Here is a 14,620-nt window from a genome sequence, read left to right on the forward strand (position 1 = left end):
GTCAAATGATCCGGTTGAATGTGTGCCGACCAACGGTCGGCACCTCCCCGCGTGAAGCAAGGCGCGGCGCGCCTTACTTCACGCTGCGCAGGTGGTTCGGGCGCTTTGGCGGGCCGGGTGGGCGGCGCTTGTTGAACGGTGGTTGGCCGCGCCAGTAGCGGATCAGCAGCCAGCCGAACAGCATGCCGCCCAAGTGCGCGAAGTGGGCCACGCCCGGCTGCCAGCCGGTCATGCCCAGCACCAGTTCGCCCACGCCGAACAGGATCACGAAGGTGCGTGCCTTCATCGGAATGGGCGGGAACAGCAGCATCACCCGCTGGTTCGGGAACAGCATGCCGTAGGCCAGCAGCAGGCCGAACACACCGCCGGATGCGCCCAGCACCGGCGCCGGATCTTCCAGCAACGAGCCGACCAGCAACTGGCACAGGCCGGCGCCCACCACGCACACCAGGTAATAGATCAGGAACCGCTTCTCGCCCCAGGTCTGTTCCAGCGGCGCGCCAAACATGAAGACGGCCAGCATGTTGAAGAACAGATGGCCGAAGCTGCCGTGCAGGAAACCATAGGTCAGCAGCTGCCAAGGCTGGAAGTTGCCGCCCGGCGAGAAGGCGTCGAAGCCTTGCTGCAAGGGCTGCAGCATGAACGGGGCAAAGGTCTGCATGCCGAGCAGGAACGGCTGCTGCAGCAGGAACAGGATCGCGTTGGCGATCAGCAGGGCCTTGGTAACGGTGGGCAGTCGCGGGAACATGGGATGACCGGCATGGAACGAACGCCATCATAGCCGGTGCAGGGTGTGGGTTTGGCGACGGCGCTGGCGTGCCGGTTCAGCCGGCGGCGATGCTCAGGCCGGGCCCCACAGCGCCGCGTCCAGGGCGGCGGCCGGGTCGATCGCCGGCATGCGCACGCGGCCATTGGTGACCACCACGCCTTCCGCACGCAGCCGCTGCGCCTGCTCGCGCCAGCCCGCCGATCCTTCGGCCATGGCGATACGGCCGTCCGAACGCAGCACCCGGTGCCAGGGCAGGCCGGGATCGTCGTTCTGCCCCAGCACGCGGGCGGTCAGGCGGGCGCGACCGGGCAGACCGGCACGCATGGCGACCTGGCCGTAGCCCATCACCTGGCCCGGCGGAATGGCATGGATCACCTGCAGGATGCGCGCGCGCGCCTGTTCCGGGGTCAGCGCCGCAGGCGCGTCACCAGCAGCACGCCCAGCAGGACCAGCACGGTGCCGGCGATCTGCGTCGGCCCCATCGGTTCGTCGAGCAACCATAGGCTCATCACGATGGTGGAAACAGGGCCCAGCATACCCACCTGCGCGGCCAGCGACGAACCCACGCGCTGCACCGCCAGCATGATCGCCAGCACCGGCAGCACCGTGCACACCGTGGCATTGACCAGCGACAACCACTGCACCGGCGCCGGTGCCTGCCACAGCAGCGGCAGCGGGTGGGTCACCGCAAAGTGCAGCAGCACCAGCACGCTGGCCACGCAGCTGGCATAGGCGGTCAGCCGCACCGCGCCCACGCGCGCCACCACCTGCCCGCTGCCGAACAGGTACAGCGCATAGCTGAGCGCACTGCCCAGCACCAGCAGACTGCCGATGATGATCTGCCCGCCCTCGCGCTGCAGGTCATGGCCGAAGGCCAGCAGCACCCCCAGGTAGCTGAGCACCAGCGCGGCGATCTGCCAGCGCCCCGGCCGCTGCCGCGCCAGCAGCACGTTGATCAGCAGCACCAGGGTCGGGTTCAAGTACAGGATCAGCCGTTCCAGGGTCACGCTGATGTACTGCAGCCCCTGGAAATCGAGCAGGCTGGACAGGTAGTAGCCGGTGAAGCCGAGCCACAGCACACGCGCACGGTCCGCCCAGGACAGCGGTTCGGCGCGGCGTGCGCTCCACAGCGCCATGAGTACGAACAGCGGCAACGCCATCAGCATGCGCAGGGCCAGCAGCGTGGTCGCATCCACGCCATGGCGCAGGCCCAGCTTGACGATGATGGCCTTGCCGGAAGCCGCAACGGCACCGATCGCGGCCAGCCCGATGCCGCCCAGCGCGATACGGGGCGAAGCGGTGGCGATGCGCGAAGACGGGCTGGGCATGGGAACGGCAACAGGCCGCGCGGGGCGGCCAGGGGCAATCGTGGGGCGCCCATTGTCGCACGCGCGGCGGGCCGCCGGCGGTAGAGTCGAGCTTGCTCGACTATGCGCGATCCATCAGTCGAGCAAGGTTGATCAGTCGAGCAAGCTCGACTCTACCCAGCCGGGTTACCGCATCAACACCACTTCTTCCGACGAGGTGGGATGGATCGCCACGGTGGCGTCGAACTGTGCCTTGGTCGCGCCCATCTTCACCGCCACCGCAAAGCCCTGCAGGATCTCATCGGCGGCCTCACCCAGCAGATGGATGCCGACCACGCGTTCTTCCGGGCCCGCACACACCATCTTGAACAGGCTGCGCTGGGTGCCGTTGGCCAGCGCCTGCAGCATCGGCCGGAACCGGCTGTGGTAGACCGTTACCTGATCGAAGCACTCGCGCGCCTGCTGTTCGCTCAGGCCAACCGCGCCCAGCGGCGGATGCGAGAACACCACGCTGGGGACGGTCTCATAATCCATCTTCGATTCCGGCTTGCCGCCGAACAAACGGTCCATCAGGCGCCGCGCTGCGGCCACCGCCACCGGGGTCAGACCGACCTTGCCGGCAATATCACCCACCGCGTGCACGCTCGGCACCGCCGTGGTCTGCCACTCATCGACCTGCACCTGGCGGTGCTCACCGATGCCGATGCCCAGCGTTTCCAGGCCCAGATCCGCACTGTTGCCGCGGCGGCCGGTAGCGAAGAACACCGCATCGAACGCGCAGTCCAGCGCCCCCTGCGCGCCCACCACGCGCACCTGCTGGCCCTCGCGCTGCAATGCCTTCAGGTCGAACTCGAAGCAGATGCGCACGCCCTGCTGGCGCAGGTTTTCGGCCAGCTGTTCGGTCAGCTCGTGGTCGAAACGGTCCAGCAGGCGCTGCCCGCGCACCAGCAGGCTGACCCGGCTGCCCAGTGCCTGCAGCAGGCCGGCCAGTTCCACGGCGATGTAGCCACCACCGACGATCGCCACCTCGGCCGGCGCCGCGCGCAGATCGAAGAAATCATCCGATACCAGGCCCAGCTCGGCGCCGGGCACATCGGGCCGCTGCGGGTGCGCGCCGGTGGCGATCAGGATGTGCTGGGCGCTGTAGCGCACGCCATCGGCGCAGGCCACGGTGTGCGCATCCAGCAGGTGGCCGCGCGCGGGAATGCGCACCACGCCGGTCTCGTCCAGGCGCGCGTGGTAGCTCTTGTGGATGTTGGTGATGTAGGCCTGGCGGTGGATCACCAGCTCCTTCCAGGACAGCGCAGGACGCGCCGGCACATCGAAACCCATTGCATGGGCCAGGCCGATACGCTCGGCCAGATCGGCCGCCAGCCACATCGCTTTCTTCGGCACGCAGCCGATGTTCACGCAGGTACCGCCCAGCTCGCCCGGTTCCAGCAGCGCCACCCGCTTGCCGTACTGCGCGGCGCGGATCGCGCCGGCCAGGCCGGCAGAACCACCGCCCAGCACGATCAGGTCATAGTCGAAGGGCGCAGTACTCATGGCAATCGCTCGCAGTCTGGGGAAACAACAACATCATCGGGGTACGCCACGCGCACGCGGCCAGCATGCCACGGCAGGCCGGCAGCCCCGCGTGAGTGATACGGCACGTCAGTCGGCCGCGCGGGCCTGGCGCATGGCCGGCCACTGCCGATAGGTCATCGCCCGCCACAGCCATTCCACCGGCCCGAAGCGGAAACGACGCAGCCACACGTGGCTGATCAACACCTGCGCCGCGAACAGCGCCAGCGCCAGCAGCAGCTGCCAGGCGCGCGGCACCTGCTCGAACGCCCCCAGCCCATGGTGGTAGAACAGCAGCGTGCACAGCAGCGACTGCAGCAGGTAATGGGTCAGCGCCATGCGCCCCACCGCGGCCAGGCCGCGCAGGGCCACGCGCCAGCGCACGATCCACGCCAGGTAACCCAGGCACATGGGCACCGCGCCGATCGCCACCAGGGCCATGGCGGCGGTGGTGGTCAGATCGTAGGCGCCGGGCTGCAGGTAGGGCTTCCAGTACGTGCCGGCCAGCGTCAGCAGCAGGCCCAGCGGCAGTGCGACCCAGCGCAGCAGCGCGTACAGGCGCGGGAAACGTTCCGGTGCGGCCAGCGCACCGCTGCTGGTAAACCAGCTGCCGAGCAGGAACATGCCCAGCACCTGCGGCCCGGAAATGATCATGCCGCCCAGCGCCACGCCGAACTCGTGTAGGCGCTGGCCATTGGCCTGCAGCCAGCTGCCCTGCCCATACACCAGGCGTTGCTGGTCGATGCTCTGCTGGGCATCGGCCAGCATCTTCTGCAGATCCTGCGGCGTGGCCATCGATACCATGGCCCCGACCAGCAGCATCAGCAGCACGCCGCCCAGATAGACCGTGGCCCCCATCCAGGGCAACCAGCTGCGCGGCGCTTCACGGCAGGCCAGCAACGGCAGCGACGCCAGCGCATACAGCACCAGGATGTCGCCGGACCAGACCAGCAGCGCATGGCACAGCCCGATCAGCAGCAGGCCCGCGCTGCGGCGCAGGTAGAACGGGGCGAAGTCACGGTCGGCCGCTTCGGCGCGCTGGGCCATGACCGCGAAGCCTGCACCGAACAGCAGCGAGAACAGGGTGAAGAATTTGCCCTGCACGAACACGTAGACGAAGGCATCGGCCCAGTAGTCGATGCCCTGCCAGTGCGTGTCGATGCCGGTGAAGGCCAGCTCCAGCGGGCCGGCGAAGGCCTCGATGTTCATCAGCAGGATGCCCAGCAGGGCCACCCCGCGCAGCACATCCAGCACGGCGATGCGTTCGCCGGAGGTAACCGGCTGCAGGGAAGGAAGTGCGGCGTTCACGGATCATCCGGTGGACAGGTCCGTCATTATGCCGCCGCCGGTCGCACTGCGGGCCTGCCCGCGGCCCTGCCCGCAAACACAACGGCCCGCCGAAGCGGGCCGTTGCGGGCATCACGATCGTGCAGCGATCAGTGCTGGTGACCGCCGTCGCCGTGCACGTGGCCGTGTTCGATCTCTTCCTTGCCGGCTTCGCGCACTTCGACGATTTCCACGTCGAAATGCAGGTCCTTGCCGGCCATCGGGTGGTTCAGGTCAACGTCGACCACGCTCATGCCGACCTTCTGCACGGTGACCGCGCGCGGGCCGAAGTTGGTCTGCAGCACGACCTGCTGGCCCGGGGCCAGCTTGGCATTGCCGAAGTGCTTCTTCGGCACGCGCTGGGACAGGCCCTCGCGGCGTTCGCCGTAGGCGTCTGCAGCGGTCACGTCGACGCTGAAGGTCGCACCGGCTTCCTGGTCCATCATGGCGTTTTCCAGGCCCGGGATGATGTTGCCGTGGCCGATCAGGATCGCCAGCGGCTCGCCGCGGTCCTTGGACGACTCGATCGGCGCCTGGCCGACTTCGGAAACGGTGTAGTGGAAGCGGACAACGCGGTCTTTTTCGATCTTCATGCGCAACTCTGTCTGGATCTGCCGGAGGCAGGCGGGTTGGGGCGGGTTGTCGCCCGGCGGGGACGCCGCCATCATGACGGCCAATCCAAGGTGGCGCATTATCCGGAGATCATGCACATCACGCCAGTTTCGTCCGGCCCGCGCCGGCTCTTCGCGCCCGCCCTGCTGCTGGCCCTGCCCCTGTTGCTGTCCGCCTGCGGCGGCGGCAAGGCCACCCGCCCCGCCCCGCCGCCGCCCTCGGCGCATTGGCCGGCGACCACGCCGGACAACCCCGAGGCCGCCAATTCGGTGCTGATGCGCGCAATCAGCCTGGTCGGCACGCCCTACCGCTATGGCGGTAACACGCCTGATTCGGGCTTCGATTGCAGCGGCCTGGTCACCTATGTGTACCGGGAAATGGTCGACCTGAAGCTGCCGCGCACCTCGCGCGACCTGGCCGCAGTGCAGGGCCCAAAGATCGACCCGCAGCGCCTGGCCACCGGCGATCTGGTGTTCTTCGGCAGTCGCGGCAACGTGACCCACGTGGGCATCTACGTGGGCGAAGGCCGCTTCGTGCACGCGCCCAGCACCGGCGGCACGGTGCGCCTTGATTCGCTCAGTGGTCCCTACTGGAAAGACCACTACACAGGAGCAAAACGCGTCCTTCGCTAAACTGAACAGGCGATATGTTCAAAACTGTGACGAACATCACTCTGTAAATAACGATTTTATAACGGAATTTTTAACTTATCGTGGCTTTTACAGGGCATGATGCCCCATCGTTTTTTTTCTGTGACCGACGCGTGACGACTGACGACCTGCAAGGCCAAGGCCAGACCGCCGTTCCTTCACATCGTGTCCGCCCGCTGCTGCTGGGCCTGGCACTCTGCCTCTCCAGCCTTTCGGCCTGGGCGCAGACCGCTCCGAACCGCTCCGATGCACCGGCAACGGCTTCCGTGGAAGCCACCGCCAAGCCGGCCGCCAAGGCCGAACCCGCCGCCCAGCGCAGCCGCGCCGACGCCGCCGCCAGCGCCACCCTGGCCGCCCTGCTGCCGCACCTGGCTGCCAACGACACCATTCCGCTGATGGACCGCTCGGCCATGGTCGCCGGCGATCTCAGCCGCCTGCTTGCCAACTACGACACCAGCAGCACCGCCAATGGCAGTGTCGTGGTCGGCAGTGAAGCCGACAACGGCAAGGTGCAGTCGCTGCTGCGCCGCGCGATGACCCTGCTGGGCACCCCGTACCGCTGGGGCGGCAGCAACCCGGACAGCGGCTTCGACTGCAGCGGTCTGGTGGGCTACGTGTTCCGTTCGGCACTGGGCATCGAACTGCCGCGCGTCTCGCGCGAAATGGCCCACGACAACAACGCCCAGCTGATCAACGACCGCGCCTCGTTGGCTGCCGGTGATCTGGTGTTCTTCGGCCGCAAGGGCCGGGTCGACCATGTTGGCATCTACGTGGGCGAAGGTCGCTTCCTGCACGCCCCGAGCACCGGCAAGGACGTGCGCGTGGACACCCTGCTCAGCGGCTACTGGGGCAACAAGTTCATGCAGGCGCGCCGGGTCGATCTCTGACCGCCGCCCGCACCGTCACCGCCTGAACGACCGAGCCGCTGCCCTGCAGCGGCTTTTTCGTGGCCGCGCCGTTGGCCGCTGGCCGTCGCCCCGTGCGTTGGTGCTTGATGTCACGGTCCGTTGGGCCGCGGCCGGCCGCCAGCCCGCGGCCTGCGTAACCCGGCGTGGGGCGGCATGCCGGGATACCCAGCCAGACCCCGCCCGCGCTGTCTGCGTGCCGGGGGGAAAGGAATGGCAGCAAGCCTGGAAATTCCATCACGTTGCGTGATCTGGTTCGGACAGCCGCAGGCGTCCGAGCGTGGCGCGCTGGCCGCCGCCGGCTGGCAGCTGCGCTGCGTGGCGCCCGGGCCGGCGATGGCGGTCGGCCTGCGCGGTCGCGACCACCTAGTGGCGGTGATCGACCTGCGCCACCTCGATCTGGACGCGCTGCAGGCACTGCTGCCCTGGGTGCAGCAGCACCAGCACCTGCCCTGGCTGGCGGTGCTGCCGGCGGACGTACACAGCCCTCCCCCCGCCTGGACCGACGTGCTGCTGGCCTGCCAGAACCAGTTCACCCTGCCGCTGGAACTGGGCGCGATGGTGTCCACCATGCAGCGCCAGGCCGACGGTGACACCACCGACCCGGCACGCGCCTGCGACGGCGGCGGTCTGCCCGCCCTGATCGGTGACAGCCCGCGCGTGCTGGCCGTGCGCGCGGCCCTGCACAAGTTCGCGCCGGTGGATCTGCCGGTCCTGGTCACCGGCGAAACCGGCACCGGCAAGGAACTGGCGGCGCAGGCCCTGCATGCACTCTCTGGACGGGCCGGCAAGCCCTTCCTGGCGGTGAACTGCGGCGCCATTCCCGCCAACCTGGTGCAGTCGGAGCTGTTCGGCCATGAGCGCGGCGCGTTCACCGGCGCCGCCCAGCGCCGCATCGGCCTGTTCGAATCGGCCCATGGCGGCACCGTGTTCCTGGACGAGGTGGGCGACCTGCCCGGCGATGCGCAGACCAGCCTGCTGCGCGTGCTGCAGGAAGGCACGCTCGAACGCGTGGGCAGCAACCAGCCGCTGCGGGTGGATGTGCGCGTGCTGGCCGCCACCCATGTCGAACTGGAGCAGGCGGTGGCCCAGGGCCGCTTCCGCCGCGACCTGTATTACCGCCTGAACGTGCTGCGCCTGCCGATGCCCCCGCTGCGCGAGCGTGGCAGCGATGTGCTGCTGCTGGCCGATCATTTCCTGCGCGGCTTCCGCCAGCGCCATCCCGGCCGCGCGCGCGGTTTCGACACCGGCGCCCGACAAGCGATGGGTGGTTTCGGCTGGCCCGGCAATGTGCGCGAGCTGCTGAACCGCGTGCAGCGCGCGGCCATCGTGGCCGAGGGCGAACTGATCACCGCCGCCGACCTCGAACTTGCCGACGACGCACTGCCCGAACCCCGTGCACTGCTGCAGGATGCCCGTGGCCAGGTGGAACGCGATCTGCTGCTGCAGGCATTGCGCCAGCACGGCTACAACGTCTCCGCCTGCGCCCGGCACATGCAGGTATCGCGCGTAACCGTCTACCGGCTGTGCCGCAAGCACCGCCTGGAACTGCCCCCGGAGCGCTGACGCCCGGCTGCCGTTGCCGTTGCCGTTGCCGTTGCCGTTGCCGTTGCCGTTGACGTTGATTTGGATCCGCCTTGAAGCGAGCCGAGCACCGCAGGTCCGGCGAGGGCGAAGAGGCGCCGGTGTCTGAGCGCAGCGAGTTCGGCGCCGTCCCTCGACGGGCCGAGGAGCGCAGGGTACCGGCCCGCAGCGCCGGCTCGCCGACGGCGGTGTGTTTCTTTGGTTACTTTCTTGATGGCGCACATCCATGTGCGCCACCCTACGAGCCGGCTGCGCCGTTCCGCGCTGCTCCTGCAGCACGGTGCACAAGCAAAGAAAGTGACACCCCTCCGCGGTCGCGGAAACGAAACGCCGGGCATGGCCCGGCGCTACCGATGCATGGCGTCAGCCCTTCGCTACAGCATGTACGGCACCTTGAATGCCAGGGTGAAGTCCGGCGCGTCGGGGGTCAGGCCGATACCCAGCAGGGTGACCAGCGTGGTGTTCTGGTTCAACGCATAGGTCACGCCCAGGTTCAGCGAGGCGGCATTGGCATCACTGCCGATCACCTTCACCCATTGCCCGCCCTTGAACCGCGTCGAGGCGCGGGCGGTGATCTTGTCGCTGAAGGAGATGCTCAGGCTGGTGCGTTCGTTGAAGGCAAACGCCACGCCTGCGCCGAAGTACACCGATCCGCCCAGCTTCACATCACCCGGGTTGGTGGTGTCCGGGTTGCTGTCGATATCGCTGAAACCCCGCGGGAACGAATGGATGTAACCGGCGTTGGCGAACAGGATCGCCGGGTCGGCGGTCTTGACCATCGACACACCCAGGTTGGCCTGCCACACGCCATTGCCGGTGGGCTGTTCGCGCGGCACCGCAAAGCGGATGTAGTCGTCGTCATCACGCTCGATCACCTTCCAGTCCAGCCCGTAGGGGGCACGCCCGGTCGGTGCGGTCACTCCGCCGGTCAGCACGGTTTCCGGCCGCCAGCCACGTTCGCCGAACAGCCGGTAGTTCGCGCTCACGCTCACATCGCCCAGGCCATTGCCGTTGGTTTCTTCCTGCGCGATCGCAGCGGCGGCACCGCCGGCACCGCCCTTCTGGTACACCGTGCGCCGTGCCAGGTAGGGCACGTCGGCGTTCAAGGTCAGGTTCGGGCTCACGCCCCAGCGCGCGGCCAGGTTGTAGGTGAGCGAATCGGATTCGACGTTCTCGATGGCGATGTTGCCCAGGAAGATCGCATCCAGCGCCAGGAAGCCATTGAGGGTCAACTGCTTCCTGTCGTAGCGGGCATAGGTCAGGCTGTTTTCCAGGGTGAACCTGCGTGAGAACAGCGCCGCCTGCTGCTGCTTCACGTCGTCCACGCTGCGTCGCGCTTCCTGCTTGGCCTGCTGCGCTTCGGCAGCGGTGCTGGCATAGCCCTCGCTGCTGGGCGGTACTGCGGCCGCGGCCGCCGGGGCCAGTGGCGCCGCCGGTGTGGATGCCGCGCCGGCGCGACCGTTCAGGCGGGCCTGCATGGCCTGCACCTGCATGTCCAGTTCGCGCAGGCGCCGTACCTCCTGCGCGTAGTTGGCTTTCAGTTGTTCCAGTTGGCCGATCAGTGCCTGCACGTCGGCCGTATCATTGGCCGCCGGCTGCTGGGCGAAGGCGTTGGCCGCCAGCGCCGCCAGCGCCAGCGGGGTAAGCCGCAAATAGGTATGCATGTCAGTGACCTGCGTTGAACGTTCGTCCCCCTTGACCGGACCGGTTTACTGGCCCGGGCCCATGCCGCGGTTCAGCGCGATTGCCTGGGCCACGTTCTGGCTCAACGGCAGGTTGCCGGCCACGGAATTGCGTACCAGCTCCAGCTGCAGCCGGTTGCTGGCGTTCTGGCCGTCGCCACTCAGGGCAATGCCCTGGCCGACGCTGCCATTGCGGATCCACTGCTGCACCATGCCCTGGCCATCGACCTGCAACAGCAGGCGTGCCTGGTTGCCGTCCAGCACCGCGCTGGCGCTGGCGCCGCCCAGCTGTACCTGGGCGATGCGCGTGCCGTCATCACTGCCGGCCACGGGCACGGCGCCATCACGGATGGTGAGCGAGGTGACGTTGCGCGCGGTGTTGCCATCGCCCGCCACCTGCACGCTCTGCAACAGGCCACTGGCATTGGCCAGACCGGTGCTGTCGATGCTGCGGCCACTGGTATCGGGTAGCGGTGCATCGGCGGCGGTGACCTGCACGCTGGGCTGGAAGGTCAGCTTGGGCGTACTGCCCTGGCGGAAATCCATGCCCAGGGTGAGCGCACCCTGCACCGCGCCGCCGTCATTGCCCTTCCACTGCGAAATCATGGTGACGCCGAACCAGGCCACGTTGTTGCCGCCCACGGTGTAGCGGCCACGCATCAGGTTCAGCTCCGGATCGGGAATTTCCTTCAGGCCACGCCCCGGTGCACCGTCTGCGGCCCACGCGGGCAACGCAGGAAGTACCAGCAGCGCAGCAATCAGTACACGTTGGCAAAACATGATCGTGCCTCCTTCAGAACAGGTCGGCATGGCTGAAGCCGAAGTCGACCAGCTCGGCATCGGTGATCGGTCCCTGCCGCGCATACAGCGCGCGTGCACTTGGCCGTTCGCTCGGTTGCAGCAGGACCGTATTGCGATCGAAGTCGCTGCCGATGACGACGAAAACGGCGCGCGACGGCCAGGCTTCCAGGAACTCCGGCAGCGGCAGCGCACGGTTGCCCAGGATCGGGTCGGCCACTTCCACCACGCCGCCCCGCACCTGCTTGAGCACCACGAAGTGGCGGAAACCGCGCACATCCATCAGCACCAGTCCCGGCACCCGCAGGGTGCGCAGGCGCGTTTCATCAATGCGGTAGCCGCGGCCGCGCATGCCCAGCGATTCGACATAGCGCTTGATGTCCAGCAGCGAGAAACCGCGCTCCTTGACCAGTTGTGGATCGGAAACCCCCATCATTCCCTCGATCACCGTGGCTTCGGTGGTGTCCAGGTGGTAGGCGTAGCGCAGGATCGTGGCCAGCGCGGCGGCCCCACAGCTGTAGTCGGTGTGTTGCCGCACCAGGTTGCGGTAGCGCCGCTCCTGCATGCTTTCCACCTTCTGCTGCATCAGCGCACCGTTGGGCAGCACGCCGCTGAAGGCGACGTCCCCGGCCCAGGCACCGGCACTGCCCAGCAACAGCAGGCAGGTCAGAACACGCAACCACCAACGGGAACCGGCCATGGTGCTCTCCACGGAAAGGAAGGAGCCCCTGCCCCAAGGGGGAGGAGGGACAGGGGCTCCCGGGGAACCCGGCCATTGGCGGACGGCCGGGCTTGTTGCGCTCAACGCAGGTCAGCTGCGAAAGCGGTCACGCGCGGTGTTACTCGCCGCCACCGGTACCGCCGCCACCGCCGGTGCTGGGCTGGGCCACGGCCAGGGCCAGGCTGTTGGCCTGCAGGTTGCCGGTGCCAGACGCCACGTTCACGCCGATGTTGCCCGACGCCCCGGAGAAGGCACTGCCGGACAGCGCCGAGGTGTTGGTGGCGTTGACGTTCACCCAACGGGTGGTGGTGACGGTGCCGCTCAGGCTGGCGTACAGGTCGGCAATGCCCAGTTCGACGAACTGGCTGGTGCCGCTTTCACGCGTGTCGAAGCCCAGGCCACCCACGCCCTGACGGTACGGGTTCATCGTTGCGTTCTGGATCTCGTTGTCCAGATCGATGTGCCCGGTGCTGTTGCCGTCCGGATGCGGCAGGTCGCCGTCCCAGGTGTCGAGGTAGTAGTTCGCCATCTGGTAAGCGTTGCCACGGCCGCTGTAGGTGCCGGCGCCGTAGGCCAGGGTCAGGCCGCCCACGCCACCGCTCATGCCCACTTCCACGGTGTCGGTGTAGGACTGCACATAGCCGGCATTGGACACCGCGTTGCCGCTGGAGATCTGGTTGGAGCTGATGCTGGACTGGGCCATGGCACTGGTGGCCACCGAAGCAGCGAGCGCGTTCTTCTGCTCGTTGTTGTTGCCCGAGGCGATGTTCACGCCGATGTTGCCCGACGCGCCACCGAAGGCATTGCCACCGAGGCTGGCGGCGTTGGTGACGCCGGAGTTCATGGTGACGTTGCCCATACCGGCCTGGTTGACGAACACTTCGGCGTCGGCCATGCCGAAGCTGAAGGACGCGTCAGCGGCGGACAGCGAAGCGGCGTTGTCCTGCGCGTTGTTGTCACCGGCTACCACGTTGAAGCCGAGGTTGCCCGACGCACCAGCGCCGACATCGTCAGCAATGGAGGCGCTGTTGGTGACCAGGCTGTTGGAGCCTACGTTGTTGCTGATCGACTGGCGGTTGTCGATGACCGCGATGGCGGCCGAATCCAGATCGATCGAGCCGGTCACTTCCGGATCACCCGAGAAGCTGATGTCCGAGCTCAGGCGCAGGTCCTTTTCCAGGTTCACGTCGACACCGTGGTTGTTCTTTTCCTTGCGCTCGTCGGCCTGGATGTTGCTGTGCTTCTGTACCTGCTCGTTCACCGTGCGGTTGCGGGTGATGTTGGAGGTGTCGGTGTTGCTGCGTACCGTGGTGTTGGTACGGGTCCAGTTGCGGACCTCGTTGTCGGTGTGGTTGTGGGTGTCGTTGCGGGTTTCGGTCACGACATGGTTGTGGTTGATGTTGGCGTTGGCGTTCTGGTTGTCCCAGCCGTTGGCCGCAGCCGCAGTGGAGGCCGTGGCAATCGCCATCGCAAGCACGGTCCTTTTCAGGTTCGCGTTCATGGTGCCCTCTCTCTCATCAGGTGATACATCGGGTGGTTGTTGCTCACGGGTTGCCCTGCACGGCCATGGTCAGCACGTTGGCCGTGTCATTGCGCGCTCCCGCGATCTGATTGAGTTGCAGGACACCGTCGAAGCCCCGCAGTGCCGTCGAAGCGACGCCGACACTGCGGATACCCGCCGCAACACCGTCACCGGTGTCGCCCTGCCCCCCTGCTGACGCGATATCCGCTGCGGCCAATGCCGCGTCATCGGATTCGCGTATCCCTTGCCGGGCCAGCGTCGCGCTGACGACGTTGAGCGTCGTGTTGGCGATGCCGCTGGCCTGGTTGATCGATGCGATGCCACTGGCGCCGGCCAATGCTTCCCCGGCGATATGTGCGCTGGCCTGCAACGGTGCCGACAGCACCACGTTGCCGCCGTGCTGCTGGCGTGCGGCCACGGCCACGTTGGCCTGGTCGCCGCTGGCCATGCCCTGCAGATTGGCCTGGATGTTGAGATCGCCCGCGGCCTGGTTCACCGCGATGGCGCCGCTGGCCCCAGCCAGCGCGCGGCCGTCGATGCGGGCGATATCCAGGTAGGCCAGCATGCCGCTGTAGTCGTCGGCCAGCGCCGTGGCCGGCAGCAGCACCACCACCAGCAGCAGGCCCCGCGTGCGCCGCATCATTTGCCACCGCCCGGAGCGGGTGCGCCCAGCGGGAACTGCGACAGCGCACCGCGCACCGTATCGCCGATGCCGCGGGTGGTGTTGCCCACCGCACCCAGCGGGCCGCTCATCGCCCCGCTCAGGTTGCTGCCGCTCATCATGCTGTCACCGGAACGCCCGAGCGTGCCCCCCAGCGCCTGGTGGGTCACCCGCTCCACCGTGGTGCCACCGGGCGCGGCCAACTGCTGGGTCTGCCCAGCGCCCAGCCCGGCGTAGTCATCGTCGCTGAGTTCGTCCATGCCACCGTGCGCGCCGCTGCTGCCGAGTGCACCGGCGATCTCGCGCTGTGGCTTGGGGTCGGCGATCAACGCCACGCCGGGCGGGGCCATGCGGTAGGCCGGGCGCGTGGACACATCGCGCAGCAGCACGATTTCGCCCGGCTGCGCCTTGACGCCCTGGCGCGCACCGGATGCGGCGGCGGCCAGCGGGCAGGCCAGGGCCAGCAGCAGTGCCATCTGCCGAACCGGACTACCAATGAGGATGCTGCTGCCGTCCATGC

15 protein-coding genes are annotated in these 14,620 nt (G+C 67.8%); 3 read left to right on the forward strand and 12 right to left on the reverse strand.

Translation table 11 applies throughout. From position 1 onward, the window contains the following. Nucleotides 1-73 precede the first annotated feature (73 nt). From C1932_RS13805 to C1932_RS13830, 6 genes are all read right to left on the reverse strand, one after another. Complete coding sequence (locus tag C1932_RS13805; protein WP_108762556.1) at nucleotides 74-748, reverse strand: rhomboid family intramembrane serine protease; 675 nt, start codon at nucleotides 746-748, stop codon at nucleotides 74-76. Between the two features lie 93 nt (nucleotides 749-841). After that, nucleotides 842-1,270 carry an MGMT family protein gene (locus C1932_RS13810; RefSeq protein ID WP_234412143.1) on the reverse strand — a complete coding sequence of 143 codons (429 nt, stop codon included), beginning with the start codon at nucleotides 1,268-1,270 and terminating at the stop codon, nucleotides 842-844. Next, a complete protein-coding gene (locus C1932_RS13815; protein ID WP_108762557.1) occupies nucleotides 1,177-2,097 on the reverse strand; it encodes a DMT family transporter in 921 nt (306 codons plus the stop codon). The genes C1932_RS13810 and C1932_RS13815 overlap by 94 nt, the downstream gene beginning before the upstream one ends. 165 nt (nucleotides 2,098-2,262) lie before the next feature. Next, complete coding sequence (gorA, locus tag C1932_RS13820) at nucleotides 2,263-3,621, reverse strand: glutathione-disulfide reductase (RefSeq protein WP_108762558.1); 1,359 nt, start codon at nucleotides 3,619-3,621, stop codon at nucleotides 2,263-2,265. A 108-nt stretch (nucleotides 3,622-3,729) separates the two neighbouring features. Further along, nucleotides 3,730-4,947: a DUF418 domain-containing protein gene (locus C1932_RS13825; RefSeq protein WP_108762559.1), complete on the reverse strand. Its 1,218-nt coding sequence runs from the start codon at nucleotides 4,945-4,947 to the stop codon at nucleotides 3,730-3,732. A gap of 128 nt (nucleotides 4,948-5,075) precedes the next feature. After that, on the reverse strand, nucleotides 5,076-5,558 hold the full coding sequence (locus C1932_RS13830) for a peptidylprolyl isomerase (protein ID WP_108753733.1): 483 nt from the start codon (nucleotides 5,556-5,558) through the stop codon (nucleotides 5,076-5,078). A 111-nt stretch (nucleotides 5,559-5,669) separates the two neighbouring features. On the opposite strand from C1932_RS13830, the gene C1932_RS13835 reads away from it, so the two are divergent. The 3 genes from C1932_RS13835 to C1932_RS13845 all read left to right on the forward strand — a co-directional run bounded on the left by C1932_RS13835 (nucleotide 5,670) and on the right by C1932_RS13845 (nucleotide 8,698). Next, nucleotides 5,670-6,209: a C40 family peptidase gene (locus C1932_RS13835; protein WP_108763453.1), complete on the forward strand. Its 540-nt coding sequence runs from the start codon at nucleotides 5,670-5,672 to the stop codon at nucleotides 6,207-6,209. A gap of 200 nt (nucleotides 6,210-6,409) precedes the next feature. Continuing rightward, a complete protein-coding gene (locus C1932_RS13840) occupies nucleotides 6,410-7,114 on the forward strand; it encodes a C40 family peptidase (protein ID WP_234412389.1) in 705 nt (234 codons plus the stop codon). Nucleotides 7,115-7,345: 231 nt separating this feature from the next. Continuing rightward, nucleotides 7,346-8,698: a sigma-54 dependent transcriptional regulator gene (locus C1932_RS13845; RefSeq protein ID WP_108762561.1), complete on the forward strand. Its 1,353-nt coding sequence runs from the start codon at nucleotides 7,346-7,348 to the stop codon at nucleotides 8,696-8,698. 392 nt (nucleotides 8,699-9,090) lie between these two features. On the opposite strand, the gene C1932_RS13850 is transcribed toward C1932_RS13845, so the two are convergent. From C1932_RS13850 to C1932_RS13875, 6 genes are all read right to left on the reverse strand, one after another. Then, a complete protein-coding gene (locus C1932_RS13850) occupies nucleotides 9,091-10,380 on the reverse strand; it encodes a transporter (protein ID WP_108750273.1) in 1,290 nt (429 codons plus the stop codon). Between the two features lie 45 nt (nucleotides 10,381-10,425). Continuing rightward, nucleotides 10,426-11,178: a hypothetical protein gene (locus tag C1932_RS13855; protein WP_108762562.1), complete on the reverse strand. Its 753-nt coding sequence runs from the start codon at nucleotides 11,176-11,178 to the stop codon at nucleotides 10,426-10,428. Between the two features lie 13 nt (nucleotides 11,179-11,191). After that, a complete protein-coding gene (locus C1932_RS13860; protein ID WP_108750275.1) occupies nucleotides 11,192-11,896 on the reverse strand; it encodes a C39 family peptidase in 705 nt (234 codons plus the stop codon). A gap of 139 nt (nucleotides 11,897-12,035) precedes the next feature. Next, entirely contained in the window at nucleotides 12,036-13,418 is a 1,383-nt protein-coding gene (locus tag C1932_RS13865; RefSeq protein ID WP_108762563.1) for an adhesin, read from the reverse strand. Between the two features lie 43 nt (nucleotides 13,419-13,461). Next, the gene (locus C1932_RS13870) at nucleotides 13,462-14,079 is read right to left on the reverse strand and encodes a hypothetical protein (protein WP_108763454.1); all 618 of its coding nucleotides are present in this window, start codon (nucleotides 14,077-14,079) and stop codon (nucleotides 13,462-13,464) included. Further along, nucleotides 14,079-14,576 (reverse strand): hypothetical protein, encoded by a 498-nt coding sequence (locus tag C1932_RS13875; RefSeq protein ID WP_234412145.1) that lies wholly within the window; start codon nucleotides 14,574-14,576, stop codon nucleotides 14,079-14,081. The genes C1932_RS13870 and C1932_RS13875 overlap by 1 nt, the downstream gene beginning before the upstream one ends. Nucleotides 14,577-14,620 lie beyond the last annotated feature (44 nt).

The sequence above is a fragment of the Stenotrophomonas sp. YAU14D1_LEIMI4_1 genome (genome assembly GCF_003086815.1).
Lineage (GTDB): Bacteria > Pseudomonadota > Gammaproteobacteria > Xanthomonadales > Xanthomonadaceae > Stenotrophomonas.

Coding starts and splice junctions, on each gene's coding strand:
- C1932_RS13855 (WP_108762562.1), bottom strand. CDS start 11,178: ATGTTTTGCCAACGTGTACTGATTGCTGCGCTGCTGGTACTTCCTGCG.
- C1932_RS13850 (WP_108750273.1), bottom strand. CDS start 10,380: ATGCATACCTATTTGCGGCTTACCCCGCTGGCGCTGGCGGCGCTGGCG.
- C1932_RS13815 (WP_108762557.1), bottom strand. CDS start 2,097: ATGCCCAGCCCGTCTTCGCGCATCGCCACCGCTTCGCCCCGTATCGCG.
- C1932_RS13865 (WP_108762563.1), bottom strand. CDS start 13,418: ATGAACGCGAACCTGAAAAGGACCGTGCTTGCGATGGCGATTGCCACG.
- C1932_RS13805 (WP_108762556.1), bottom strand. CDS start 748: ATGTTCCCGCGACTGCCCACCGTTACCAAGGCCCTGCTGATCGCCAAC.
- C1932_RS13875 (WP_234412145.1), bottom strand. CDS start 14,576: ATGGCACTGCTGCTGGCCCTGGCCTGCCCGCTGGCCGCCGCCGCATCC.
- C1932_RS13870 (WP_108763454.1), bottom strand. CDS start 14,079: ATGCGGCGCACGCGGGGCCTGCTGCTGGTGGTGGTGCTGCTGCCGGCC.
- C1932_RS13835 (WP_108763453.1), top strand. CDS start 5,670: ATGCACATCACGCCAGTTTCGTCCGGCCCGCGCCGGCTCTTCGCGCCC.
- C1932_RS13860 (WP_108750275.1), bottom strand. CDS start 11,896: ATGGCCGGTTCCCGTTGGTGGTTGCGTGTTCTGACCTGCCTGCTGTTG.
- C1932_RS13810 (WP_234412143.1), bottom strand. CDS start 1,270: ATGGTTGCTCGACGAACCGATGGGGCCGACGCAGATCGCCGGCACCGT.
- gorA (WP_108762558.1), bottom strand. CDS start 3,621: ATGAGTACTGCGCCCTTCGACTATGACCTGATCGTGCTGGGCGGTGGT.
- C1932_RS13845 (WP_108762561.1), top strand. CDS start 7,346: ATGGCAGCAAGCCTGGAAATTCCATCACGTTGCGTGATCTGGTTCGGA.
- C1932_RS13830 (WP_108753733.1), bottom strand. CDS start 5,558: ATGAAGATCGAAAAAGACCGCGTTGTCCGCTTCCACTACACCGTTTCC.